Here is a 23,747-nt window from a genome sequence, read left to right on the forward strand (position 1 = left end):
GTACCGCGCGCCGAGAGTGTCCCCCGAAGCGCTGATGCGGAGCCGAGCCTGGTCTATCGTGCGTCAGGTGGTGTCCTCGGGCTGGTGCTTCCTCGCCGCCATGATCGTGGCGTACGGGGTGGCGAACCTGCTGCAGTCAGCGGCTGCGGCGCGCACGACCGTGCACCACACTTTCGACCCGGGGCTGCTCGTGCGCCTGGCCGGGCAGCGGACCTACCTGCTCGGCCTGGGCTGCCAGGTTCTCGGTTTCGTGCTCGCCTTCCTCGCCCGTGAGGAACTGCCGCTCTTCCTGGTGCAGGCCAGCGTGGCGGCCGGCCTCGGCGTCACCGCGGTGCTCGGCGTCGTGTTCCTCAAGTGGACGCTGCCGGCGGCCGAGGTCGTGCTGCTGGTGCTGCTGATGGCCGGCATCGCGGCGCTGGTCAAGTCGGCCCAGCCGGCCCACGCCCGGCCGCTGGGAGCGGCCGCGATCATCGGTCTCACGGTGGCCCTGCTGGTGATCGGCGGCTTGGGTTTCTATGCCGTACGTCTTCAGGGCGCGCTCGGTTCGGTCGTGCTCGGGTCGCTGGCCGGCGTGGGCTTCAGCGCGGCCGCCATCGCCGCCCGCCCCCTGGCCAACGAGCACACCGCGGCCGGTTTCTTCGCCAACCCGCTGCTCTACCTGCTCGTCGCGCACTCGCTGGTCGGCCAGCTGCTGCTGGGCCTGGCCATGCAGCGCGGCTCGACCACGGCCGCGGTGGCCGCCATGGACGCGGCCGGCGCCGTCCCCGCCGCGATCGTCGGCCTGCTGCTGCTCGGTGACCGCATCGAGCCGGGCCAGGAGTGGCTGGCCGCCCTGGGCTTCGTGGTGACCCTGGCCGCGGTGATCGCCCTGACCCGCTACGCCGAGCCTCAGCACCATCACGCCCCGGCCGCGCCGCCGCCGAGCCGCCGGCCCGAACCGGCCCCGCTGCGCACCGCTCCGACCAGCCGCTGAACCGCTCCTAATACCGGAACGGCACTGTTCCCAAAACCTGGCGCGAGCATTTTCACCATCAGGCGGCATGAGTCATCCCCGGCCGGGTACATGCTGACCATGCCTGTCCGGAGGTTATGTCCCGATTGATGCGATGACGCCCCGTTGAAAGGCTCCCCGGACGCGCGGAAATGCGAATGGGTGACACGTTATGCACAATGGAGCGATCATGGCGAGCGAGGCGCGGCACCTGGTGGATCACGGGTCGGAGTACCCGCTGGTCCGGCTGACCGGGGTGTTCGACGCCGCTTCGGCCGGCCCGGCGCGGTCCGCTCTCCTGGCCGTGCTGGCCGAGCAGCCCGAGGCCGTGCTGGTCGACGTCAGCGAAGTCGCCACCCCCTCGGCCGAGGCCACGGCCATGCTGCGGGACCTGCGCCGCGACACCGCCGACTGGCCCGCTGCCCACCTGACGCTGTGCGACCCGCGCGGGGCGGCCGCCTGGCCGGGCGCCGGCTGGCCGGTCTGGCCCGACGCCGCCGCGGCCGTGGCCGAACTCGGTAAGCCCGAGCCCGACCGGCGGCACAGCCTGGACCTCGAGCCCGTCGTCGGCGCCGCCCGCCGCTCGCGGGAGCTGATCACCGAGGCCTGCGGGCGGTGGGACCGGCACGATCTGGCCGGGCCCGCGTGCATCGTGGTCACCGAGCTCGTGAACAACGTGGTCGTACACGTTCGTACGCCCATGACCGTCCTGCTGGCCCTGCACGGCAGCGGCATCAGCGTGGCGGTGCGCGACCGTTCGACGCACATCCCCACCTACACCGGCGGTCCGGTGCCGGCCACCGCGTACGGTGGTCGAGGCATGCTTTTGATCGACTCGGTGTCCGAGAAGTGGGGCAATCTGCCGCTCGACGACGGCAAGGTGGTGTGGGCGCTGCTGGCCGCCGAGGACGGTCCGCCGCCGGCCGGCCGCAGGAACGCCGCCGGGGCGAGCATGACCGACCCCGCACGCGGGTAGATTGCGGTAATGCGAGACAACGACTACCCCGTCGAGGTGTCCGACCCGGAGGCTTCCGGTCTGCCCGACACCGCGGATGACGATTCGACCGCGTACGACCAGGTGGAAACCGGCCGCTGGGCCGACGGACCCGACCCGGCGGCGCTCGCGGGTGTCGGCCCCGGCGGTTCCAACCGCTTCGGCGACACCGCCGAGGAGCAGCGCGAGGGCGAGTCCCTGGACCGTCGCCTGCGCCAGGAGGAGCCCGACTTCGGCGCCGAAGACCCGATTCCCACCCGGCGCGACCCGATCGACGAGACCGTCGACAGCTCCGAGCAGCGCAACTTCGACGCCGACGTGTGGGGTGCGAGCCCGACCTCCGACCCGAAGTCGCAGATCTCGCTCTACGACGACGGCCAGCTCGACGACGACGACCCCGAGACGGTGGGCCGCCTGGTCGCGCCGGACGAGGGCTACGGCTTCGACAACGAGGCCGACAGCGTGGCCTACGACGCCGGCGCGGCCGGCGGCGGCGCCAGCGCCGAGGAGCTCGCGATCCACGAGACCAACGCGCCCAAGTACGAATAGGGGCTCAGTCGAGTCCCTGCTCGCGGATCCCGCCCGTCGGTGTCGAGGGCGTCGAAAATTGCGAGGCGAAGCCGATGTGATTTTCGCCGTCCTCGACACCGACCTCAGGGGGCGGGATCCTCGCCGAGCGGAGCGAGGCCATTCTGCAGGGCATAGCGGGTGAGCTCTACGCGGTTGTGCAGCTGAAGCTTGCCGAGCGTGTTCTGGACGTGGTTCTGCACCGTGCGATGGCTCAGCACGAGTCGTTCGGCGATCTGCCGGTACGACAGGCCCTTCGCCACGAGGCGCAGCACCTCGGTCTCGCGCTCGGTGAGCTTCGGCGTCTCGTCGCGCGCGCCGGCCGCCGGGGCCACCGCCAGCCGGCGGAACTCGCCCAGCACCAGCCCGGCCAGCCCGGGCGTGAACACGGTGTCGCCGGCCGCCGTGCGGCTCACCGCGTCGAGAAATTCCGCCTGGCCGGCCGACTTGAGCAGGTAGCCCGTCGCGCCGGCCTTCATCGCGTCCAGCACGTCCTGCTGCTCGCCGCTGGCCGAGAGCATGAGGATCCGTACGCCGGGAAGCTCAGCCCGCAATCCGTTGATCACCTCGACACCCGAGACGTCCGGCAGCTGCAGGTCGAGCACCACCACATCGGGCCGGGCCGCGGCGGCGATGCGCACCGCCTGCCGGCCCTCGCCGCTGGTGGCGACCACGTCGTAACCGGCCGCCGTCAGGTCGCGGCTGACGCCCTCGCGCCACATCGGGTGGTCGTCGACCACCATCACCCGGATCGCGCTCATGCCGGTCACGATATCGGGGCGCGCGGCACCGTCATCTCGACCTCGGTGCCTTCGCCCGGCGCGGAGACGATCCGCACCCGGCCGCCGAGGTCGGTCACCCGTCCCCGGATCGACTGCACGACCCCCAGCCGGCCCTGCGCCTCGGCCTGGGCCAGCCGGTCGGGTTCGATGCCGCAGCCGTCGTCGCGGACGGTCACGACCACCTCGGCCGGCTCGTCCTCCACGAACAGGTAGACCTTGGTACCGGGGTCGCAGTGCCGGACCACGTTGTCGAGAGCGGCCGCCACGGCGGCGTTGAGTTCCTTCGCCGTACGCGCGGGCAGGCGCACGGCCCCGGCCGGGCCCGACACCGTGACGTCCGCCGACGCGTACGTCTGCAGCAGCGCCATCAGGTCGAGGTCGTCGCCGATCGGATCGGCCGGCTGGCGCCCGGCCACCAGCGTGCGCAGGGCCGCCTCCTGCTCGCCGGCCAGCCGGGCCAGTTCGCCCGCCTCGCCGTCCAGCCCGGCCCCGCGCCGCTTGACCAGCGCCAGCACCTGCAGCACGGAGTCGTGGATGTCGCGGGCCAGCCGTTCCCGTTCCCGGGTGGTCGCCTCGAGCTCGATGGCCCGTTCGAGCCGTTGCTGCGCGACCTCGGCGAACCGCACGAGGTTGCCCACCGCGATCGCGGCCAGCAGCATCAGCACCGCCCCGGTGAAGGCGGCCTGGTCGTAGTGGGCCCGCACGACCAGGTCGGTGGCCCCCATGGCCAGGGCGGCCGCGATGCCCCCGCGCCGCCCGCCGGCCACCGCGCAGCAGATCACCGGGGCCACGTGCCAGGCGACGGCCAGGGTGGGCAGGCCCGCCTCGAGCCCGGAGCGGCCGACGACCCAGATGCTGGCCGTGAGCGCCCCCATGGTGATGAGCTGGTCGGCCACGAGCAGCGGCATCCGGCGGCGGGCCGGATCGGCGTACGCGTAGGTGGTGAAGATCGTCCAGGCGGCCATCACGGCGAGCACCGGCCAGGCCAGCACGGGACGCACGTACTCGCTGACGTTGCTCACGACCAGGAACGCCGCGTAGGCCAGGGCGGCCAGCCGATAGATCGCGATCGCTCGCCACAGCGGGGCCTGAAGACCGCTGTTGCGTGCGTCAGCCATGGGCCGACCCTCCCACATGGCGTCCACCACGGGTGGGCCGCCCTGCGAGAAGATCAGGCGTGGCCTAACGTCGAAGGCATCGGCACCGAAATTTTGCTTTCCGAGACCTTCGACCGGGACGCCATCACGGCGTTGCGGCACTCCGTCGCGGCCTGCGCCGGCGCGGCCGGCCTGACCGGTGACCGGCTCGACGACTTCGTGGTCGCGGTCAACGAGCTGCTGACCAACGCCGTGCGGCACGGCGGCGGCATCGGCCGGGTCGCGGTGTGGGCGGCCGACGGCGATGTGGTGTGCGAGGTGAGCGATTCCGGCGGCGGGCTGGCCTCGGAGCGGCCTGAGCCCGCGGTGCGCCCGGCGGCCGACACGCCCGGCGGGTGGGGGCTGTGGCTGGCCGAGGAGCTGACCGACACGTTCGAGCTCGTCACCGGCGACGACGGCACCACGGTCCGGGTCTCCAGCCGATCTTCCTTAAGCCCGTCTTAAGTCTGTCGGCCGATCTTGCGAGAACGTCTCACCTTCGAGAAGGTCTCGTGCTGTGGCACGTCACAGTTCGGGAACCTCAGGCTGGCTGATCCGGCCGCGCGCCCTGCTCGCCCTCGCGGTGGCGAGCGCCGGGCTGGTGGGCGCCATCGCCGTCACCGGACAGGGTGACGTCGCGGTCGCGTCGGAGCACCGGCCGGTCTTCGACGACGACTTCAACGGCGGGCGCGGCTCCGCTCTCGACCCCTCGAAGTGGCTGCTGGACGGCGAAGCGCGTAACGGCCTGCAGGACGGCGAGGGCCGCCTGGTGGTGAACCGGCTGGTCAGCACCCGCAAGGCGTTCGCCGAGCCGTTCGGGCACGCGGAGGCGCGGATCAAGGTGCGGCGCGCCGGCGGTCCGTGGCGGGCCTTCGGCGTGGTCGACAAGTACGGGCGGGTGCTGCGGGGCGACGTCGATGTTCTCGACAAGAAGGCCGACCCGACGTCGGGCCGCGAGTTCCACACGTACGCGATCGACTGGTCCCCGAATTCGGTGGTGTGGTCGGTCGACGGCAAGCCCGCCCTCAAGCTGACGCCCGCCGAGCCCGGCCTGCCGATCGCGCTGGTGCTCAACCTGGCCACCGACGGACGCCGCCCGGCCCGCATGGTGGTCGACTTCGTGAAGGTGACCGCCGGCGAGAAGCCGATGCCGGCGCCCACGACGCCGGCGCCCACGTCGGCCCAGCCGTCACCGACGCCGACGACCGCGCCGCCCACGACCGTTCCGCCCACAAAAGCCCCGCCCACGAGCAAGCCGCCCGCGAGCAAGCCGCCTGCGACCAAGCCGCCCGCGACCAAGCCGGCGGCGAAAGCGTGGAAGGCGTTCACCGACTACAAGGCGGGCGACCTGGTCACCTACAAGGGCGTGACCTACAAGGTGAAAGAGGCGCACACCGCGCTGCCCGGCTGGGAGCCCTCCAACCTGCCGAACCTCTTCACGAAGGTCTAGTTCGTCAGCCGGTACGTGTCGCCGTAGACCTGCCAGGTCAGCGGCGTGGTGAGGTCGAGGTTGCTGCGGCGCAGGAATAGGCGCTGCGCGGTCTCGACCCGGCTGACGTCCTCGTGAGCCGCCTCGGTGCGCATCTCGGCCACGCGGGCGTTCAGAAAGGCGTTCAGGTACGCCAGTTCGTCGCCGCCTTGGGCCGGGGTTCTCGCCGTACGCACGGCGGCCGCCCGGATGACCCGGAGCCCCGAGACACCGTGCATCACCGCCGCGTCAAAGTAGGCGAACTGGCCCAGCGCCCGCAGCCCGTCGTCCCGGGCCAGCCGCATGGACGGGGTGAAGTAGTACGCGTCCCGCGCGGCCTCCTGCACCTTCTGGAACACCGGATCTTTGGCCGCGGCCCGCCACGCCGGCACGAAGCCCGGGTCGAGGCCGGCGTGCGAGTCCGACCCGTTGACCGCGCGCAGGGCGGGCAGGTATTTCTGCAGCACGTTGCCGGGCTTGCGCTTGGCGTACGCGTTGACGACGGCCAGCATGTCGGCCGTGCCCGAGGTGAAGCCGACGATCCCGCCCGTGTAGCCGCGGCCGTCGCCGATGTCCTCGATGTAGCCGAACTGGCCGCGCCAGCCCAGCGTCGAGTTCTCGGCACTGGAGATCAGCGCCAGCGCGCGCTCCTTCTTGCGGGAGTCCTCCAGGCCCGAGGCCAGCGAGCCGGTGGCGGGCGCGGCGGCCGGCAGCGCCTTCCCGGCCGGGCCGAACGCGCGAACGTCGCTCAGCCCGTAGCCGCCCGTCGCGCGGGCCCGCTGGGTGGCCAGCACCCGCAGGTAGCGGCCGGTGCCGTTGAGCTGCTTGAGGTCGTCGGCGCCGCCGTTGCCGGCCGTGGTCGCGTACACGCTGACCCAGTTCGAGCCGTCGGTCGAGGTCTGCACCCGGTACGTCTTGGCGAAGGTGCCCGACCACTGCAGCCGCACCCGGTCGATCCGCTTGACCGAGCCCAGGTCGATCCGCACCCACTGGGTGCCCGGCCCGGCCACGCTGACCCACCGGGTGACCGAACTGGCGTCGTTGGCCCGCGCGGCGACGTCGGCGCCGGTGACCGAGGAGGCGGCGGCCGGGCGGCCCCGGCTGATCAGCACCGTGTCGCTGCCGGCGGCGGCCACCGAGATGGCCAGCGGGACGCACAGCGTCACGCCCACGCCGGCGGCCAGCGCGACCGTCCGGACGTTGTCAGCACGGATCCGCATGCTTCAACGCTAGGTCGCGCCCGGCCATGATCGCCGGGCTTCGGTGTTATCGGGGGTATCTGGGGTCCTGCGGGTCCTTGGGCTTCCTGCGGTTACGCGCGACCAGCACGATCACGAGAACGATCGCAGCCACCACGAACAGGCAGCACAGGCCGCCGAAGAGGCCGAAGAACCCGAAGCCGCCGCGGCGGCGCCGGGACCGGGCGGCCTCGATCATGACAGTGTCGAGGCCGTTGCTCGCGGCCCAGGCGTGCGCCGGCACGACCACGGCCAGCACCGTCCCGGTCACCACGGCGGCGAGGCGGGACCACAGCTTGATTACCGAAGACATCGTTCCATCCTGACCGACTGTCGCAAGAGGTATCCCGCGACTACCCCCTCATCGGGCAGGGTATGAGCAGTGGCAGCGACGAAAGGGGACGGGATGGACGCCGATCTGGCGGCTCTGGCGACGGCACACGGGGTGGCCACCTGGTACGAGGACTGGCACCGCGAGCGCAAGGACGTCGCCGCCGAGTCGGTGGTGGGAGTCCTGAAGCTGCTGGGCGTCGACGCGAGCACGCCCGAGGCCATCGCCGGCGAGCTCGAGGCGGTCCGGGAGCGCGAGCGCCTGGGCCGGATGCCGGGCACCGTGGTCGTGCGGGCCGGTGAGTCCCGCGAGCTGCCCGCCACCGCCACGATCGTGCTGGAGGACGGCACCGAGCGCGAGGGCGACGAGATCCCGGCCGATCTGCCGCTGGGCTGGCACAAGCTGCACACGGCCGATCAAGAGATCACCCTGATCGTGGTGCCGGCCGAGCTGCCCGAGCCGCCGCAGACGTGGGGCTGGATGCTGCAGCTCTACGCGCTGCACTCGGAGCGCTCGTGGGGCATGGGCGACCTGGGCGACCTGCGCGAGTTCATCGGCGCCTCGGGCGGGCCGGGGCTGGTGCTGCTCAACCCGCTGCACGCGATCACCCCGACGCTGCCGGTGCCGGCGTCGCCCTACTCGCCCTCCAGCCGCCGCTTCGCCAACCCGCTCTACCTGCGCATCAGCGACACCGACGAGTACCGCCGGGCCGACCCGCCGCTGCGGGCCACGGTCGACGCGCTCAAGCCGCCGCCGACGGCCGACGGGCTGATCGACTACTCCGCGGTGTGGCAGGCCAAGCGGGCCGCGCTCGAGCTGCTGTGGCCGCTGGCGGGCGAGGTCGACCTCGAGAGCGACCCCGGCCTGACCGACTACGCCCGGTTCTGCGCGCTGGCCGAGCGGCACGGCGCGAACTGGCAGGAGTGGCCGGCGGAGCTGCGCCGGCCCGACTCGCCGGCGGTCCGCGAGTTCACCAGCGACCGGGTCGCCTTCCACGCCTGGCTCCAGCGCCTGATGAACGCCCAGCTGGAGGAGGCCAACGAGGCCGCCCGGGCGGGCGGGATGCCGGTCGGCGTGGTGCACGACCTGGCCGTGGGCATCGACCCGGCCGGGGCCGACGGCTGGCTGCTGCAGGACGTGCTGGCCGCGGGCGTGCACGCGGGCGCCCCACCGGACGCGTTCAACCAGCTCGGGCAGGACTGGGGGCTGGCCGCCTGGCGGCCCGACCAGCTCATCGCGACCGGCTACGCGGCCTACCGGGACATGCTGCGACGGATCTTCCGGCACGCCGGCGGGCTGCGGGTCGACCACGTGGCCGGGCTGTGGCGGCTGTGGTGGGTGCCGCCGGGCATGGGCCCGGCCGAGGGCACGTACGTGCACTACGACCCGGACGCGATGCTCGGCATCCTGGCCCTCGAGGCGCAGCGGGCGGGCGCCGTCGTGATCGGCGAAGACCTCGGCACCGTGCTGCCCGAGATGACCGAGGGCCTGGAGCAGCGCAACATGCTGGGCTCGGCGGTGCTCTACTTCACCCGCGACTGGGACGACCCGGACGACGTCTTCTATCCGCCCGCCGAGTACAAGCGGAACGCGCTGGCCTCGATCTCGACGCATGACCTGCCCACGGCCCGGGGCTTCCTCACCGGCGAACAGGTGCGCGTACGGGCCGAGCTCGGTCAGCTGGCCGGCCCGGTCGAGCAGGAGCAGCGCAACGCCGAGCGGGATCGGGAGGCCCTGCTGACCGCGCTGCGGGCGGAAGGCCTGATCACGAAGGAGAGCACGGACGACGAGATCATCGTGGCGATGCACGAGTTTCTCGCCCGTACGCCGTGCCGTTTCGTGACAGCCTCGCTGTATGACGTGCTGGGGGAGCTTGCTCAGCCCAACCTTCCCGGCACTATGAACGAGTACCCGAACTGGCGGATGCCGTTGTCCGCCAACCTCGAGGACATCGCGAAGGATCCGCGGATGCACGCGGTCGCCGCGATCCTCGGCGCACGAACTCAGCGAAAGGCACACCGATGAGCTTCTTAGACAAGGCCAAGGACTTCCTGGACAAGCACGACGACAAGGTCGACCAGGCGCTCGACAAGATCGGCGACGAGGTCGACAAGCGCACCGGTCACAAGCACACGGCGAACATCGACAAGGCGGTGGACGAGGCCCAGAAGCGTACGGGCCAGGGCGACACCACCCGGCACTGACGTTTTCTTCGGCCCCGGCCGGGAACCCCAGTCTCGTACCCCTGGCAAGCGAAGGAGCATGAGATGGGTTTCATGGACAAGGCCAAGGACTTCGCCGACAAGCACGACGAGCAGGTCGACCAGGGCATCGAGAAGGCGGGCGACCAGGTCGACAAGCGCACCGGCGACAAGTACGAGTCGCAGGTCGACAAGGCTCAGGACGCCGCCCAGCAGCGCACCGGCTCGGGCGACAGCCAGCAGCAGTAGCAGTGCCGGCAGCCGCCGCCCTCCCCGCTCAGAGCGGCGGGGGCGGCGGGTCGTCGTCGACCGCGAACAGCATGGGGTGCGGCGGCATGTAGGCGTCGCGCTGCTTGCACAGCATCGGCGGCAGCAGCGAGGAGCGGTGCTCCGGGTGCTCGGCGCAGTGCCGGGTGGCCCGGTTGATCGCGTCGGAGTGGTGCCGGCCACCGCCGTACTCGCCGCAGTTCGCACAGTCCCAGCGCCAGAAGGCCGGCCCGTCCTCGGACAGGAACCGCCGGATCTTCAGCGGCGGACCGGCCTCTTCCTGGGCCGCCGCCAGGATCGCCGGCATCTCCCCCGCGGGCGGGGGCACTGGTGGACGCTTCTGGTCGCCGATGAGGTGCGCCAATACGTTGCTCGTGGACACCCGACCAGTGTCGAGCGACAACGGCCGCTGAATGTGACGCTTTTACCGAAATAGCCCCAACGAGGACGGACGCACACCGGGGAAGACCGACCCGAGGTCGTTCACCCCGCAGCGCGTACGCAGGACCTCGCCGATGACCGCGCGGTAGTCCGTGGTGACGGCGAGATCGCCGCCCACCAGCTTGCCCGCGTCCAGCCCGGGCCAGCGCCCGTGCACCCGGCCGCCGTTGACGTGACCGCCGAGCACGAACATCGCGTTGCCGTAGCCGTGGTCGAGCCCGCCCGAGCCGTTCTCGGCCACCCGCCGCCCGAACTCGCTGATCGTTACCAGCGTGACCCGGCCCAGGCCGTCCGGCCCGAGGTCGGTGGCGAACGCGGCCAGCGCCGCCGCGAAGTCGGCCAGTTGCTGAGGCATCTTGCGGTTCAGGTTCTCGTGCATGTCCCAGTCGCCGACGTCGACAGTGGCCGTGGCCAGCCCGACGTCCGCCTTGATCAGCCGGGCCACGTCGAGCAGCGCCTGACCCAGCTCGGTGTCCGGATAGGCCGCGCCGTTGGCGGGCGTGTAGCCGGTCGCCTGCACGGTCTTGGCGGTGTCGAGCGCGCCGAGCAGCTGCGTCGCCGGGCCGCCGAGTCCGGCCGGCGCGTCCGCCCACAGGGCCGCCATCGTGGCCGCGATCGGCTTGGTGTCGGCCTCGCCGTTGAGCACGAACGAGTCGACCGAGCGCAGGCCGACGTTGGGCGCCGGGCCGTCGAGCACCCGGGCCGGGCGGGCCTGGCCGACCGAGACCGCGCCGAACGGGTCGGTGACGCCGAGCCCGCCGGTCATGCGGTCGAGCCAGCCCGTACGCGTGGACGTGCCGGGCGCGGCCCGCTCGAGCTCCTCCATGGCGGCGAAGTGCGAGCGGTTGGGCGCCGGCATGCCCACCGCGTGCACGGCGCCGAGCTTTCCCGACTTCCAGAACGGCAGCAGCGGGGCGAGGGCCGGGTGCAGCCCGAAGTGCCGGTCGCCGCCGATCAGCTTGGCCCTGGGCACGGCGATGCCGGGTCGCGCCCGGTAGTACGCGGCGTCGCCGGCCGGCACCACGGCCGAGAGCCCGTCGAAGCCGCCGCGCAGCGAGAGCAGCACGAACACGTCGCCGCCGGGCCGGTTGCCGGCGGCGAAGGCGAGCTTGGTCGAGAGCATGGCGCCGGTCAGGCCGGCCACCGCGCCGCCGAGCAGCGTCCGTCGCTTGCATTCGCAGTTCAGCATCGTGTCAGTCACCTCAGGGCGAAGGACGGCGAGTTGAGCAGCATCGCCATCAGGTACGGGAACTTCCAGCCCACGGCCGGGTCGGTGGCCTTGAGCGGCGAGGCCGCCGTCTTGTCGAAGAAGCGGGCCAGCGCCTCGACCGACGACCGCGGCAGCGTGCCGCCGATCAGCCGGGTCGAGACCGCATCGATCAGCGCGCCGTGCGTGGCCGGCAGCGGACCGGCGTACTCCCGCAGTTCCGATTCCGGCCGGACGAGCGCGGTCGGCCACCAGCCCGCGGCCAGGCTCAGGTTCAGGTTCCAGCGCACCAGCAGCCCGGACGACGAGGCCCAGGCGCTCGCCACGTCCGGGTAGCCGTTGGGCGGGGCCCAGCCCAGGGGCGCCTGCCCGGCGTTGCGGCACATCGAGTAGAGACTCGCGATCGCCTCGGTGCCGGTCGGCTCCGGTCGCAGGTTCAGGGTGCGCACCGTCGCCACCACGTCCTCGAACGGCGTACGGGTCTTGGCCCCGATCGACGCCGCGAACTCGGGCGAGGCGAACAGCGCCCGCAGCACCGGCACGACGGCCGAGCGGTTGTCCAGGTAGACCTTGACCAGGCGGGTGATCAGGCTCGCGGGCGGCTGGTCGGCCACGAACCGGACGCAGAGCTTGGTCACGATCCGGCGGGCGGTCGCGGTGTGCATCGCCAGGTAGTCGAGCAGCGCCAGCGCCGCCTTCTCGCCGCCGGCGGCGGTCGCGTTGGCGTGGCGGAAGCCGAGCACCTTGATCGCGCCGACGGCGTGCTTCTTTCCGTCGTACGCGTAGTAATTGGTCTCGTTGTTGACGGTCATCCCGGTGAACAGGCGCGCGGCGTTCTTGACGTCGGCCTCGGTGTAGGCGAGCCCGACCGTGTGCAGTTCCAGCAGCTCACGACCGTAGTTCTCGTTCGGCGCGGCCTTGGTCGACCAGCGGTTGTCCAGGTACGTCAGCATCGCCGGGTGCTTGGCCGAGGCCTTGAGCAGGTCGGCGAAGCGGCCCAGGGCGTGCCGGCGGATCACGTTGTGGTCGTAGTCGGTGCGCGTCGGCCACACGTCGCCGGTCGGGCAGGTGACGTTGAGGTGGTTCGACCAGAAGTCGGCCATCACCTCGAACAGCTGCCGCTCGCTCCAGACGGCCCGGGCCACGGCGGCGTGACTGAGCTGCCACATCGGCCGCCAGTCGTACTTCTTCAGCTGGCCGGCGGCGATCTTCTGCCGTACGCCGGAGATGGACAGCTGGGCGAAGGGGAACCGCCGCATCAGGCCGTCGCCGACCGGGTCGGGGATCGTGGACGGCTTGAGCTGACGGTCGAGCCAGGCCGACGCGCCCAGCCGCCGGATCTCGGCCACCGAGGCCGGCGTGGGCCCGAAGGTCGCCCGGCGCAGCAGGTGCAGCAGCGGGTCGGCGGGCAAAAGGTCAGACGCGTTCACACCGTACGAGGTCGGCCGGGCCGCCGGACTCCGTCGCGGATCGGCGCCGATGCTCCCCGATCGCACCCGGGGATACTGGACGGGTGGCACAGCGCAAAAGGTCGGAACGACAGGTGGAGACGGTTGCCTCGGGGGTCGCCGAGCTGCTGCCCGACCCCGACCGGGACACGGCGTACACCCTGTTGCTCGACGGCGCCCCGCAGTCCCACGTCGACCTGGCCGACCCCACGCACCTGCAGTTCGAGTACGTGCGCCGGATGGCCGCGGCGATCGACCTGCTGGCCCCGCCCGGGCAGCCCCTGCGCGCGCTGCACCTCGGCGGGGGCGCGCTGACCATTCCCCGCTACATCGCCACCACCCGGCCCGGCTCGGCCCAGCGGGTGGTCGAGATCGACGGGCCCCTGGTCGAGTTCGTGCGCCGGGCGCTGCCCCTTCCGGCCAAGGCCAACATCCGCGTACGGGTCGGCGACGCGCGGGCCGAGGTCGAGGGCATGCGCGACGCCGGGTACGACCTGATCGTGCTGGACGTCTTCGCCGGCGCCCGCACCCCGGCCCACCTCACCTCGGTCGAGTTCGCCCGCGAGCTGGCCCGCGTGCTCGGCCCCGGTGGTCACCTGGTCGTCAACATCACCGACGGGCCCCCGCTGCGGCACGCCCGGGCCCAGGTCGCCACCCTGCGGGCCGCACTGCCCGAGGCCTGTCTGATCGCCGACGCCTCGGTGCTGCGCGGCCGCCGGTTCGGCAACCTCGTGGTGATCGCCGGTCACACTCCGCCACCGGTGGCCGGGCTGGCCCGACGGGCGGCCGGCGACTGGTTCCCCGGCCGCCTCGAGACCGACCTCGAGCGTTTCGCCGGTGGGGCGGCGCCCGTCACCGACAGTGTCGCCGTAGCCTCGCCGACTCCGCCCGCGACCCTGTTCGGTAACCGCGTGTAACGCACCCTCCCCCAAAGAGGCAAGGATTTCCGGCCTGTCGTGTTGCCGTCAGGAAATCTCGTGTGATTCGCGCTTGCCGACTTGTTTGCGCTCCCATGCGCAGTTGTAATCGGTAGGCCGCGTGTGCCCTGGGGCGCGGCGCGTACTGGGGGGAAGCGCGCATGTCCGAGCATTACTACGTGGGCGACGCGGCCTTAGCCGCGCCGCAGATCGTGCTGGGCGCCGGCGAACGAGTGCTCTGGAGCGGCCACTGCGCCGTGGCCGAGTACGCCTTCGACGAACCCGCCTCGCTGCCACGCTGGACCCTGCCCGAAGAGACCGAGGTCGTCATCACCGACCAGCGCGCCCTCTATCTGGGCCCGGGCTCGGCCGACACCGGCGAGCTGCGCTGGCCGTGGCCGCAGCACCTGCGCGTGCAGCCGGGCAGCCGCGATTCCGGACGGCAGGCCACCGTCACCCAGATCCAGCTGGTCTGCGGCGGCCCGAACGGCAGCTTCCCCGCGCTCGTCTTCGCCGGGGGCGACCTGGCCACCGTGCGCGACGCCGACCGGGTGGCCAACCTGCTGCGGCAGGCGATCGCGCGCTACCGGGTCGAGAACGCAGGCGAGCTGGGCATCGCGGCGCCGCAGGTCCGCATGCTGTCCCGGCTGGTCATCGGGCCCGAGTTCAACAACTTCCAGGGTGGCGAGGGGCAGACCGTCTCGCTGATCGGCGCCGTGTCGGTCGAGACGCAGGCGGCGCCGGCCCCCGGCTACGCGCCGGTCGCGCCGGTCGTCGCCTGGGACGACTCGGCGCCGACGGCTCCTCTGGCCCGCGACGGCTCACCCATCCCCACGGCCTGGAACGGCTCGGGGCGTTCGCCGGCCTGGAGCAGTTCGTCGCCGGCCGCGCCCTCCTCGCCCTCCTCCTCCTGGGAGTCGCCGGCTGCGCCCTCTTCCTGGGATGAGCCGGCGGCTGAGACCGGTCGGTCGTACGAGCGCACGGCTCGCATCCCGGTGGTGCCACAGAGCGAGTCCGTGACACAGCGCGAGGCCTGGTCGGCGCGCCCGGCCGAGGAATCCGCTCTGCGCGGCCATCCCGACCTCGACGCCCGCGCCGCCGACCTGGCCGCCCGGGTGGCCGATCTCGTCTCCGGTGGCGAGGCGCCGCTCGGCGGCAGCCGGCGAGTCGACCCCGAGAATCAGACCAATCTCTCCGCCTACCTCGGCGTCCAGCCGTCCGGTGCTCCCCGGCCGCGCGGCGCCACCGACGACAACAGCGACGAGATCAGCGACCGGGCCGAATCGGTCCGCCGCACCGCCGCCCGGTTCGCCGGCAACGCGGCCCGCGGGCGCGGCAGCGCTCCGCGCCAGGACGGTGAGGTGGGCAGCAGCGGGCGGGGCAGCCACCGCCAGGGCTGAAGGAGACCGGGCCGTCTCGGGGCGGCCCGGTCTTCCGCTGTTCCGGCCGCCCTTACTGCTCCGCGCTCTTCAGCGGTGACTTGGTGGCCAGCGGGCCGCCGGCCGGGACGAAGCAGGTGCCGTTGGCGACCCGCTCGTCGTGCAGGACGTGAGCCCGGCCCAGCAACGCCATCAGCTCGTCCTCGGCCCGGATGCGGGCCCGGTATTTCTCGGGCAGGCTCTTGAGCCGCGCCTCTTCGACCAGCAGACGGTGGAAGATCTCGTCGCAGTAGGCCGGGTCGGTCTCGATGTCGAGGAACTCGTTGGCGTGGCGGCGGGCCGCGGCCACGTACGTCTGGGCCCGGCCCTTTGGACTGAGCAGCGACGCCACCACGGTGATGATGAGGATGCCGATGATCAGGGAGAGCGACAGCGCCGTGGAGATCTCGACCACGTGGATCGGCTCGCCGTCGTTGATGAACGGCACGTTGTTCTCGTGCATGGCGTGCAGGATCAGCTTCACGCCGATCAGGGCCAGGATCGCGGCCAGACCGTACGAGAGGTAGACCAGCCGGTCGAGCAGCCCGTCGATCAGGAAGTAGAGCTGGCGCAGGCCGAGCAGCGAGAACGCGGTCGCCGTGAAGACCAGGTAGACGTTCTGGGTGAGGCCGAAGATGGCCGGGATCGAGTCGAGCGCGAACAGGATGTCGGTGCCGCCGATGGCCACCATGACCAGCAGCATCGGCGTGAGCACGCGCTTGCCGTCCTGCACGGTGAACAGCTTGTCGCCGTCGTACTCGTCCGAGGTGCGCAGCACCCGCCGGGCGATCTTGATGACGAAGTTGTCCGGCGCCTCGTCGTCGTTGCGCTGCTCGCGCAGCAGGTTGCCGGCGGTGATCAGCAGAATGAGCCCGAACAGGTAGAACACCCAGGCGAACGAGTTGATCAGCGCCGAGCCGAGGAAGATGAAGCCCGTACGGGCCAGCAGCGACACGACGATGCCGACGAGCAGCACCTTCTGCTGATCGGCCCGCGGCACCTTGAAGCTCGAGAAGAGCAGCAGGAAGACGAAGAGGTTGTCGACCGAGAGCGCCTTCTCGGTGACGTAGCCGGCGAAGTACTCGGCCCCCATGTCGCTGCCGCCGAAGATCCACACGCCGACCCCGAACAGCACGGCGATCGACACGTAGACCACCGTCCACCGGGTGGCCTCACCCAGCGACGGGATGTGCGCCTTGCGCACGTGGAAGAAGAAGTCGTACAGCAGCAGACCGATGATGCCGAGAACGGTCAGCAGCCACACCACACCCGACACTTCCTGCATCAGGTCATCCTAGGGCCGGAGTGTTTCTGGTTGCTTGACGTGAGTGCTGCTCTTCGTTGCGAATCGGTGAGGAAGAGCACTCCGGTCAGGTCGGCGCCGCGCAGATCCGTTCCCCGCAGGTCGGCCCCCGTGAAATCGGCCCGGCGAAGATCGGCGTCCCGCAGGTCGGCTCCGATCAGCAGCGCGCCGCGGAAGCTCGCCCCGCGCAGGTCGGCCCCGCGCATCTTGCGCCCGATCAACTGAGCGCCGCGGTGGTCCTTCCGGTTCCGGATCGAGGCCCGGGCGAGCTCGCTGGCCTTCTGCAGCAGCGGGTTGACGCGGCCGCGGAGCGCGTCGAGGTCCAGTGTTTCCAGGTTCGCCGGCGAGCCGGCGGCGAGGTGGTCGGTCCGGGCGAGCGCGTCCCGCAGTTTCCCGTGTACGGGTCGAGCCTCGTCAATCTTCAGTGCTTCGGTGATCAGCCACATCAGCTCGTGCAGCTGGCGCATGATCGGCAACAGGGTCAGCATCTGCGGCTTCTCGTGCCAGTCCCGGCCGCCGAACGTCTCCTGGGTGAGGCGTTGCCCGGCGCCGAAGCAGTCGAACACGACGCACCCGTGGAAGCCGCTCGCGTCCAGGCGCTCGTGGATCGTGCAGAGGTGGCCGCCGAGGTTGCGGCAGGGCGTGCCGGCCGGCTTGTCGATGGCAAAGTCCGACGACTTGGCGAACGCGGGGGCCACGCAGCAGAGGGCGGCGCAGCGCGAGCAGTCGGCGTGGAGTTTCCGTTCAGGCATCCCCACCACTGTCTCAGACGGTTGTCGTTCTCTTTTCAGGCGCGGCCGCTATTACCTTTGTCACTCCTCAAAGCCACCATTACGGACACTTGACCAGATTGGTCGCACCAATCTTTTCATTTTGCGTAGCGGGGAAATCACTCAACGCCACAACGGCTTCCCGCAGGGACTTGAGAAGGGAAAATTCGTCAGTGCAAATCGGCCGAACGGTGCCGGAAGCCCTCACCGGAAAGCTTCTTCATCGATGCCCTGACGGTTGTCCGTAATTGTCCTGGCGGGCCATCCCACCAAGGTCACTCATCACTACACTGCTGCGAATGATCTCCAGGCTCGTGACTAAGGGCGTCGTCATCGGGGTCGCGGCGACCTTTGCCATCGCCGCCCCCGCTTCGGCTGCCGCCAAACCCACCCTCAAAGGTCCGGAAGAGGTTGTGGGCTACAGCCAGTTCGAAATGACCGGCACCGCCGACCCGAACACGACGGTCGAACTGTGGGAAACCGCCATCAGCATCAACGAGATGAAGCCGGCGGACGACTGGGAGGGTGGTAGCGGCACCGTCAAGGCGACCGCCGACGCTTCCGGCAAGTTCACCATCAAGCGCTGGCTCGACACCGGCTTCTTCTTCGAGGTTCACCAGGGCGACCAGGTCTCGACGAAGATCACCGTCTACAGCCGGCTCAAGGTGAACTTCTGGGTCACCAACGCGAGCACGACCACGCCCGGCAGCCTGACCTTCAACGGTGACGCCCTCCCGGCGCAGCCCGGCCTGGATGTGACCATCCAGCGCAAGAGCGGCAGCTCCTGGGTGACCGTGACGACGGCCAAGACCGCGGGCGACACCGCCGACTTCAGCAAGGCCGTGACCGGCCAGCCCGGCGGCAACCAGACCTACCGGGCCGTCTTCGACGGCGACTCGAGCAACGGCGTGCGGGGCACCACCTCGGGCGAGGTGACCGTCTGGACGCCGGGTGGCACCACGACCACCCCGCCCACGACGACCCCGCCGACCACCAAGCCGCCGACGACTCCGCCGACGACGAAGCCGCCGACAACCCCGACCAAGCCGCCGACGACCACGCCGCCGCCGGCGACCGGCCCGGCCATCGCGTTCACGCACATCCAGTACGACCCGCCGGGCACGGACTCGGGCAGCAACGGCAGCCTGCTCAACGAGTACTTCAAGATCACGAACATGACGAAGAAGGCCATCAACATCAACGGCTGGACCGTCCGTGACGGCAAGGGCATCGTCTACCGGTTCCCGAACATCAACATGAACGTCGGCCAGTCGTACCTGGTGCGCACCGGCAAGGGCGTCGACAACGGCTCGTTCCGGCACTGGGGCCGCGCCGGCAAGGCGGGCTACGTCTGGGACAACCTGGGCGACATCGCCTACCTGCGCAACCCGGCCGGCGGCAACGTCGACATCTGCAAGTGGACCAAGCTGGGCCCCGGCTACACCAAGTGCTGACCGGCTCACATTCGCACTGAAGCCCGGCCTTCCCGTCACGGGGAGGCCGGGCTTTCCTATGTCCCGGTGACGCCGGCGGCATCCAGCAGCACCTCGGCCATACGTACGGCCTGGCCGTTCACCCCGTCGCCGTGCATCACGCCCCAGGCGCTCGCACCGTCGAATGTCATCGTCAACTGCTGCGCCAGCTGGGCCGGATCGGCCGCGCCGCCCGCGGCGGCCTCGCGACGGAAGAACTCGGTCAGCTCGTCCTTGAAGTGGCGGGCCACCGCCCGCGCCGGGTGCTCGGCCGACTTGATCTCGACCGAGGTGGCCATGAACGGGCAGCCGTAGAAGTCCGGCTCGACGGCGACCTCTTCGACCACCCGGAAGACGTGCAGGATCCGCTCGCGCGGCGTCCCTTCATCGTTGCCGGGAAGCAGCGTGGCGCTGTAGCCGGGCGCGATGCGTTCGAGGCTCGCGGCGAGCACTTCTTCTTTGCTGCCGAAGAGCTGGTACATCGAGCGCTTCGAAACGCCCGCCGCCTTGGTCAGCGCCTCGACGCCGACGTTGACGCCCTCGCGGTAGAAGAGGTCGGCCGCCGCGTCCAGCAGCCGGTCACGCGTGTCAGTCACGCTCACCAGACTACTCCGTCTGAAAACTGATCGGTTTCTCGCGTCACATTGCTTGCCGCCCGGAAACCGATCGGTTTAGCGTCGTTGGAAACCGATCGGTTTCAAGGAGCGCAGCATGACAGCCATCAAAGACTCGGTCGTTCTGGTCACCGGCGGCAGCCGCGGCATCGGGAAGGCGCTGGTCGACGAACTCTTCCGGCGCGGGGCGGCCAAGGTGTACGCCACCGCCCGTGATCCCCGGACGGTCACGCACCCGGACGCCGTACCGCTGAAGCTCGAGGTCACCGACGAGGCCTCCGTAGCCGAGGTGGCCGCGCGAGCGTCCGACGTCACCATCCTGATCAACAACGCCGGCGCCTCGGCCGGTGCCTCGTACCTGGAATCGCCCCTCGACGACGTGCGGCGGGACCTCGACACGAACTTCTACGGCCCGCTGCTGGTGACCCGCGCCTTCGTGCCGGTGATCGAGCGCAACGGCGGCGGCCACCTGCTCAACGTGCACTCCGCCCTGTCCTGGCTGGCCGACGGCGGCCCGTACAGCGCCTCGAAGGCCGCCCTCTGGTCGCAGACTAACTCTCTGCGACTGCAACTTGCCCCGCGCGGCATCGTCGTCACCGGCCTGCACGTCGCGTACGTCGACACCGACATGACGGCCAAGATCGATGCCCCCAAGTCGGACGCGACCGACGTGGCCGCGGCCGCCCTCGAAGGCATCGAGACCAATGCCTTCGAGGTGCTGGCCGACGACGTCACGCGCGGGGTGAAGTCGGCCCTGTCGGGCGACATCACCCTGCTGTATCCGCAGCTAGCGGCCTGAAGGCACCGACGAGCCGGCGTACGCGTGCAGGATCGTCTGATCGATGCCGCTGCCGCCGTCGCCCGTGGCGGTCACGCGCAACGACAGGAAACCGTCCGCCGGCGGCTTCGGCAGCACGGCCCGGAAGCCGTCGTCCGACCGGCGCACCGTGGCCTGCTGCCAGCTCGCCCCGTCGTCCACCGAGGTCCGTACGGTGAAAGCAGTGACCCGCTGTGGCCGGAGCTCACGCGACTGACGCACCGTGAAATAGGCCGCCCCACCGGTCGCGTGATTGAACCGGTCGAGTGCCAGGTCGTAGTCGACCGCCAGCAACGGCAACGGCACACTGCCCACCCCGGCCGGACCGGCCGACCGGAACGTCCACGACGTGCTCGTCCTCGTCGAGATCGTCTGGATGCGGCTCATGTCCACATCGAACTGCAGCCGGTAGCCGGCGGCTTCGCGCGGCACGGTGAAGTCGGCCCGCGAAGCCGCCTTCGTCCCCACCAGTTGGCCGTTGCGATAGAGCGACAGCTGCCGCGTGAACAGCACCGATCCACCGGCCAGGCAGTCGGTGCGGTCGTGCGACTCGGTCTGGGTGGTCAGGTCGAAGTGCAGGTTGCCCGACGTCCGCGTGGGTGGGGTCGCACAGGCGTAGGCAGCGCCGGCCGGGTTGTCGTACCAGTCGGCGTGCACCGGCTGGCGGCCCCACTGCTTCACGGTGCGGCTTCCCGGCGCGTACGACCGAAGCCCTTCCTGCCCCATCTGGCTGAACTGGCCCTCGTCCTGCCACAGGAAACCGGGTGACACATAGTCGGTGCGCACGGCCGGCAGTTGCGCGGAGTAACTGTGGGACAGCCACTCCCCCTGCGGTGTGTAGCCGTAGCGCCGCATCGCCGGGATCACCTCGTACGGGAAGGTCATGACGTTGCTGTGCTGTTCGATCTTCCCGAGCTTGGCGTGTTCGGCCCGCGTGACCCGATAGTTCTCGCCGGCCGCCATGCCGTCGGGGTGAGCCCGGATCAGGTCGTAGTGGTACGGGCTCGGCTGCTCGGCCGGCGACACCAGGCTGTACGCGGTGTAGACGCGCATGGTTCCGGCCGACGGCCTGGTGATCGGCGCGACCGAGAGGCGTACGGGATCGACGCCGTAGACCGAGAGCTGCTGACTCCAGGCCAGCCCGGTCGCCGCGGTGCGGTAGGTCGAGAGCCACATCTCGTCGGCGCGTGTCGCTACACCATCCACAGTGGCGTTCAAGGGCTTGGCCCGGGCCGGGTCGCCGTTGATTTGCAGGTCCTTCCGCACGGTGATCTCGTCGTTGATGACGGTGACGCGCTGGCTCTCGTAGTCGGCCGGGTTGCTGAAGTAGAGCGTCTGCAGCGCGTACCGGCCGGCCGGCAGATCGGCGAAGGTCAGGTCGTCGCCGGGGTCGCCGCTGGTCGCACGGGCGGCGATGGCCGGGTCGTCCTCGTTGATCAGGTTGGCCGCCACGAACGACGACCCGCCCTCGTACGCGTCGGGCATCGGCTTCGTCGCGATCGTCAGCGTGTGGCGCGGCGCCGGGATCTCGAAGGTGACCGGTGTGCGGCTGACCAATTCCCCTTTTTCTGTACGAGCGGTGACGACGGCCGCGAAGTAGCCGGTGCGCCCGCGCAGGGCCGACCGGTCGATCCGTACGGTCGTCCCCGCCGTCCCGTTCCGGGGAACACGGACCGTGGCTGCATTCAACACAGCACCGCGATCCGCCACGTCGAGCCGCAGCGTGGTGGCGTCGGCGGCCGACCACTGCAGGGTCGCGGTGGTCCCGGTCGTGCCGAGAGCGACGACAGGCTGGCGACTGACGACATTCCCCAAGGCCCGTACGGCGTTGATCCGTCCCGCTCCAGCGGTGTAGACGCCGGCGCCCGGCACCGGATCGGTCGCGCCGATCACGGCCGCCTTGAGCCGCGCCGCCGGCCAGTCCGGGTGACGCTGCTTGACCAGCGCCACCTCACCGGCGACGTGCGGGGTCGCCATCGAGGTGCCCGAGAGGCTGACGTAGTTCGCGTCGATCGGGGCGCCCAGCGTGGTGCCCTCGGCCCGCCCGGCCACGATGTCGACGCCCGGCGCGGTCACCTCGGGCTTGGCCGTGTGCGCGCCGGTCAGCGGGCCCCGGCTGGAGAACTCGGCGATGCGATCCTTCGAGTCGACGGCGCCGACCGTGAGCGCGGACGCGGCGTTGCCGGGCGAGGCCACCGTGGCCGGCCCGGGGCCGTCGTTGCCCGCCGCCACCACGAAGAGCGCGCCGGTCGACGCGCTCAACTCGTTCAGGGCTTGGGTGAGCGGGCCGTCCTCGCCCGCGGTCGAGTCGCCCAGGCTCATGCTGACCACGTCGGCCCGGGCCGCGGCCCACTCCATGCCCGCGATGACCTGCGAGTCGGAGCCGCCGCCGAAGTCGTCCAGCACCTTGCCGACCAGCAGTTCCGCGTCCGGGGCGACGCCGCGCCGGGTGCCGCCGGAGGCCGCGCCGGAGCCGGCCACGGTGGTCGCCACATGCGTGCCGTGTCCGTTGTGGTCGGTCGCGTCGCCGCCGTCGGTGATGAAGTCGGCCTTCTCGGCGACCCGGCCGGCCAGGTCGGGGTGGGTGAAGTCGGCCCCGGTGTCGAGCACCGCGACCCGGACGCCCCGGCCGGTGAAGCCCGACTCCCAGGCCTCCGGCGCGGAGATCTGGGTGAGATTGGTGTCGAGCCGGCCGCTGCCACGAAGAGGCGTGGCCCGTACGCGGTGATCGAGCCAGATCTTCTCGGCCGCCCCGGTCGTCTTGCGGGCGGCGGTGTCCTGCTTCTTGGGCAGGCGGACGGCCACCGCGCCGAGGCTGGGCAGCGCCTTACCGGCGATCCTGGCGCCGCCCGACGGCCGCATGATCACCGGCAGGTCGGGCGAGCGGGCGTCGTCGTACCCGTTGGCGATCAACGTCGTGACGTCGAACAGGTCCTCGTCGTAGAGCGTGCCGATCTGCCCCGCGACCGAGGACGGGATGACGTGGACGTGGCCGTCGGGGTCGCAGCGGCGCAGGATCGCGCCGCTGGTGGCGGCGGGCCGCACCCGGACGCCGCCGCAATTCGGCACGCCCGGGTTGACGGTGACGACATCGCCGGTGAGCAGGGTGACGGTGTAGGAGGTGGTGCCGATGGCGGCCGTCGGCGCGGCGTGGCCCGGGGTGGCGGGAACGGCGGTCAGGGCGGCTACGAGCAGGCCTGCGGCTAGCAGGCGGTGGGTCCTCACGGGCAAGGGAGGCTCCTCGATGGATCTCCGCGCGGGTTGCGCGTCGGTGCGCAAGATCGTGCAACGCCGTTGCCCGAAGATCCATCGTCACCTTGTATTAATTAATGGAAAAGTAACGATCTCGGGTTTCCGGCCTTCGC

At 71.0% G+C, this 23,747-nt stretch carries 22 protein-coding genes and 1 pseudogene; 12 read left to right on the top strand and 11 right to left on the bottom strand.

The window, feature by feature from the left end:
• Positions 1 to 100 precede the first annotated feature (100 nt).
• From OWR29_RS21695 to OWR29_RS21705, 3 genes are all read left to right on the top strand, one after another.
• On the top strand, positions 101 to 973 hold the full coding sequence (locus OWR29_RS21695; RefSeq protein ID WP_267565123.1) for a hypothetical protein: 873 nt from the start codon (positions 101 to 103) through the stop codon (positions 971 to 973).
• A gap of 208 nt (positions 974 to 1,181) precedes the next feature.
• Entirely contained in the window at positions 1,182 to 1,967 is a 786-nt protein-coding gene (locus OWR29_RS21700; RefSeq protein ID WP_267564882.1) for an anti-anti-sigma factor, read from the top strand.
• Between the two features lie 9 nt (positions 1,968 to 1,976).
• Positions 1,977 to 2,534: a DUF5709 domain-containing protein gene (locus OWR29_RS21705; protein WP_267564883.1), complete on the top strand. Its 558-nt coding sequence runs from the start codon at positions 1,977 to 1,979 to the stop codon at positions 2,532 to 2,534.
• A 104-nt stretch (positions 2,535 to 2,638) separates the two neighbouring features.
• Here the strand turns inward: OWR29_RS21705 and OWR29_RS21710 are convergent, their stop codons facing one another.
• Together OWR29_RS21710 and macS are read right to left on the bottom strand one after the other, a co-directional pair.
• Entirely contained in the window at positions 2,639 to 3,313 is a 675-nt protein-coding gene (locus OWR29_RS21710; protein ID WP_267564885.1) for a response regulator, read from the bottom strand.
• A 5-nt stretch (positions 3,314 to 3,318) separates the two neighbouring features.
• A complete protein-coding gene (gene macS, locus OWR29_RS21715) occupies positions 3,319 to 4,452 on the bottom strand; it encodes a MacS family sensor histidine kinase (RefSeq protein WP_267564886.1) in 1,134 nt (377 codons plus the stop codon).
• 90 nt (positions 4,453 to 4,542) lie between these two features.
• On the opposite strand from macS, the gene OWR29_RS21720 reads away from it, so the two are divergent.
• Both OWR29_RS21720 and OWR29_RS21725 read left to right on the top strand, forming a co-directional pair.
• Positions 4,543 to 4,935 carry an ATP-binding protein gene (locus OWR29_RS21720; protein WP_267565125.1) on the top strand — a complete coding sequence of 131 codons (393 nt, stop codon included), beginning with the start codon at positions 4,543 to 4,545 and terminating at the stop codon, positions 4,933 to 4,935.
• 52 nt (positions 4,936 to 4,987) lie between these two features.
• Positions 4,988 to 5,920 (top strand): carbohydrate-binding protein, encoded by a 933-nt coding sequence (locus OWR29_RS21725; RefSeq protein ID WP_267564887.1) that lies wholly within the window; start codon positions 4,988 to 4,990, stop codon positions 5,918 to 5,920.
• Here OWR29_RS21725 and OWR29_RS48045 read toward each other — a convergent pair.
• Both OWR29_RS48045 and OWR29_RS21740 read right to left on the bottom strand, forming a co-directional pair.
• Positions 5,917 to 7,158: a chitosanase gene (locus OWR29_RS48045; protein ID WP_324291261.1), complete on the bottom strand. Its 1,242-nt coding sequence runs from the start codon at positions 7,156 to 7,158 to the stop codon at positions 5,917 to 5,919. The genes OWR29_RS21725 and OWR29_RS48045 overlap by 4 nt on opposite strands.
• Positions 7,159 to 7,204: 46 nt before the next feature.
• Positions 7,205 to 7,489: a hypothetical protein gene (locus tag OWR29_RS21740; protein WP_267564888.1), complete on the bottom strand. Its 285-nt coding sequence runs from the start codon at positions 7,487 to 7,489 to the stop codon at positions 7,205 to 7,207.
• A gap of 93 nt (positions 7,490 to 7,582) precedes the next feature.
• Here OWR29_RS21740 and malQ point away from each other — a divergent pair, with 93 nt between their 5' ends.
• The 3 genes from malQ to OWR29_RS21755 all read left to right on the top strand — a co-directional run bounded on the left by malQ (position 7,583) and on the right by OWR29_RS21755 (position 9,957).
• Positions 7,583 to 9,532: a 4-alpha-glucanotransferase gene (malQ, locus tag OWR29_RS21745; protein WP_267564890.1), complete on the top strand. Its 1,950-nt coding sequence runs from the start codon at positions 7,583 to 7,585 to the stop codon at positions 9,530 to 9,532.
• Positions 9,529 to 9,711: an antitoxin gene (locus OWR29_RS21750; protein WP_267564891.1), complete on the top strand. Its 183-nt coding sequence runs from the start codon at positions 9,529 to 9,531 to the stop codon at positions 9,709 to 9,711. Before malQ ends, OWR29_RS21750 begins: the two co-directional genes overlap by 4 nt.
• Positions 9,712 to 9,774: 63 nt before the next feature.
• A complete protein-coding gene (locus tag OWR29_RS21755) occupies positions 9,775 to 9,957 on the top strand; it encodes an antitoxin (protein ID WP_267564892.1) in 183 nt (60 codons plus the stop codon).
• A gap of 28 nt (positions 9,958 to 9,985) precedes the next feature.
• Here the strand turns inward: OWR29_RS21755 and OWR29_RS21760 are convergent, their stop codons facing one another.
• Genes OWR29_RS21760 through OWR29_RS21770 form a run of 3 tightly spaced genes read right to left on the bottom strand, consistent with a single transcriptional unit; the run spans position 9,986 to position 13,119 of the window.
• Complete coding sequence (locus OWR29_RS21760) at positions 9,986 to 10,357, bottom strand: hypothetical protein (RefSeq protein WP_267564893.1); 372 nt, start codon at positions 10,355 to 10,357, stop codon at positions 9,986 to 9,988.
• Between the two features lie 42 nt (positions 10,358 to 10,399).
• The gene (locus OWR29_RS21765; protein WP_267564894.1) at positions 10,400 to 11,617 is read right to left on the bottom strand and encodes a DUF1501 domain-containing protein; all 1,218 of its coding nucleotides are present in this window, start codon (positions 11,615 to 11,617) and stop codon (positions 10,400 to 10,402) included.
• Positions 11,614 to 13,119: a DUF1800 domain-containing protein gene (locus tag OWR29_RS21770; RefSeq protein ID WP_267564895.1), complete on the bottom strand. Its 1,506-nt coding sequence runs from the start codon at positions 13,117 to 13,119 to the stop codon at positions 11,614 to 11,616. The genes OWR29_RS21765 and OWR29_RS21770 overlap by 4 nt, the downstream gene beginning before the upstream one ends.
• A gap of 17 nt (positions 13,120 to 13,136) precedes the next feature.
• Between OWR29_RS21770 and OWR29_RS21775 the strand changes: the two genes are divergently transcribed.
• The gene (locus OWR29_RS21775) at positions 13,137 to 13,988 is read left to right on the top strand and encodes a spermidine synthase (RefSeq protein WP_267564897.1); all 852 of its coding nucleotides are present in this window, start codon (positions 13,137 to 13,139) and stop codon (positions 13,986 to 13,988) included.
• Positions 13,989 to 14,149: 161 nt separating this feature from the next.
• Entirely contained in the window at positions 14,150 to 15,388 is a 1,239-nt protein-coding gene (locus OWR29_RS21780; RefSeq protein WP_267564898.1) for a translation initiation factor 2, read from the top strand.
• Positions 15,389 to 15,707: 319 nt separating this feature from the next.
• Here OWR29_RS21780 and OWR29_RS21785 read toward each other — a convergent pair.
• A pseudogene (locus tag OWR29_RS21785) lies at positions 15,708 to 16,691 on the bottom strand (TerC family protein); the annotation flags it as partial.
• A complete protein-coding gene (locus OWR29_RS21790) occupies positions 16,691 to 17,461 on the bottom strand; it encodes a pentapeptide repeat-containing protein (protein WP_267564900.1) in 771 nt (256 codons plus the stop codon). The gene OWR29_RS21790 and the pseudogene OWR29_RS21785, both read right to left, overlap by 1 nt.
• Positions 17,462 to 17,778: 317 nt before the next feature.
• Between OWR29_RS21790 and OWR29_RS21795 the strand changes: the two genes are divergently transcribed.
• Positions 17,779 to 18,933, top strand: a complete 1,155-nt coding sequence (locus OWR29_RS21795; protein WP_267564901.1) for a lamin tail domain-containing protein — start codon at positions 17,779 to 17,781, stop codon at positions 18,931 to 18,933.
• Between the two features lie 56 nt (positions 18,934 to 18,989).
• Here the strand turns inward: OWR29_RS21795 and OWR29_RS21800 are convergent, their stop codons facing one another.
• Positions 18,990 to 19,547 carry a TetR/AcrR family transcriptional regulator gene (locus tag OWR29_RS21800; protein ID WP_267564902.1) on the bottom strand — a complete coding sequence of 186 codons (558 nt, stop codon included), beginning with the start codon at positions 19,545 to 19,547 and terminating at the stop codon, positions 18,990 to 18,992.
• 115 nt (positions 19,548 to 19,662) lie between these two features.
• Between OWR29_RS21800 and OWR29_RS21805 the strand changes: the two genes are divergently transcribed.
• Positions 19,663 to 20,364: an SDR family oxidoreductase gene (locus OWR29_RS21805; protein ID WP_267564903.1), complete on the top strand. Its 702-nt coding sequence runs from the start codon at positions 19,663 to 19,665 to the stop codon at positions 20,362 to 20,364.
• Here OWR29_RS21805 and OWR29_RS21810 read toward each other — a convergent pair.
• Positions 20,353 to 23,607, bottom strand: coding sequence for a S8 family peptidase (locus tag OWR29_RS21810; RefSeq protein ID WP_267565127.1), 3,255 nt, complete (start codon positions 23,605 to 23,607; stop codon positions 20,353 to 20,355). The two genes, OWR29_RS21805 and OWR29_RS21810, sit on opposite strands and share 12 nt — an antisense overlap.
• Positions 23,608 to 23,747 lie beyond the last annotated feature (140 nt).

The sequence above is a fragment of the Paractinoplanes pyxinae genome, assembly GCF_026626335.1.
In the GTDB taxonomy this organism is placed as follows: Bacteria; Actinomycetota; Actinomycetes; order Mycobacteriales; family Micromonosporaceae; genus Actinoplanes; species Actinoplanes pyxinae.

Coding starts and splice junctions, on each gene's coding strand:
- OWR29_RS48045 (WP_324291261.1), bottom strand. CDS start 7,158: ATGCGGATCCGTGCTGACAACGTCCGGACGGTCGCGCTGGCCGCCGGC.
- OWR29_RS21790 (WP_267564900.1), bottom strand. CDS start 17,461: ATGCCTGAACGGAAACTCCACGCCGACTGCTCGCGCTGCGCCGCCCTC.
- OWR29_RS21740 (WP_267564888.1), bottom strand. CDS start 7,489: ATGTCTTCGGTAATCAAGCTGTGGTCCCGCCTCGCCGCCGTGGTGACC.
- OWR29_RS21700 (WP_267564882.1), top strand. CDS start 1,182: ATGGCGAGCGAGGCGCGGCACCTGGTGGATCACGGGTCGGAGTACCCG.
- OWR29_RS21805 (WP_267564903.1), top strand. CDS start 19,663: ATGACAGCCATCAAAGACTCGGTCGTTCTGGTCACCGGCGGCAGCCGC.
- macS (WP_267564886.1), bottom strand. CDS start 4,452: ATGGCTGACGCACGCAACAGCGGTCTTCAGGCCCCGCTGTGGCGAGCG.
- OWR29_RS21750 (WP_267564891.1), top strand. CDS start 9,529: ATGAGCTTCTTAGACAAGGCCAAGGACTTCCTGGACAAGCACGACGAC.
- OWR29_RS21795 (WP_267564901.1), top strand. CDS start 17,779: ATGATCTCCAGGCTCGTGACTAAGGGCGTCGTCATCGGGGTCGCGGCG.
- OWR29_RS21695 (WP_267565123.1), top strand. CDS start 101: ATGATCGTGGCGTACGGGGTGGCGAACCTGCTGCAGTCAGCGGCTGCG.
- malQ (WP_267564890.1), top strand. CDS start 7,583: ATGGACGCCGATCTGGCGGCTCTGGCGACGGCACACGGGGTGGCCACC.
- OWR29_RS21780 (WP_267564898.1), top strand. CDS start 14,150: ATGTCCGAGCATTACTACGTGGGCGACGCGGCCTTAGCCGCGCCGCAG.
- OWR29_RS21710 (WP_267564885.1), bottom strand. CDS start 3,313: ATGAGCGCGATCCGGGTGATGGTGGTCGACGACCACCCGATGTGGCGC.
- OWR29_RS21755 (WP_267564892.1), top strand. CDS start 9,775: ATGGGTTTCATGGACAAGGCCAAGGACTTCGCCGACAAGCACGACGAG.
- OWR29_RS21705 (WP_267564883.1), top strand. CDS start 1,977: ATGCGAGACAACGACTACCCCGTCGAGGTGTCCGACCCGGAGGCTTCC.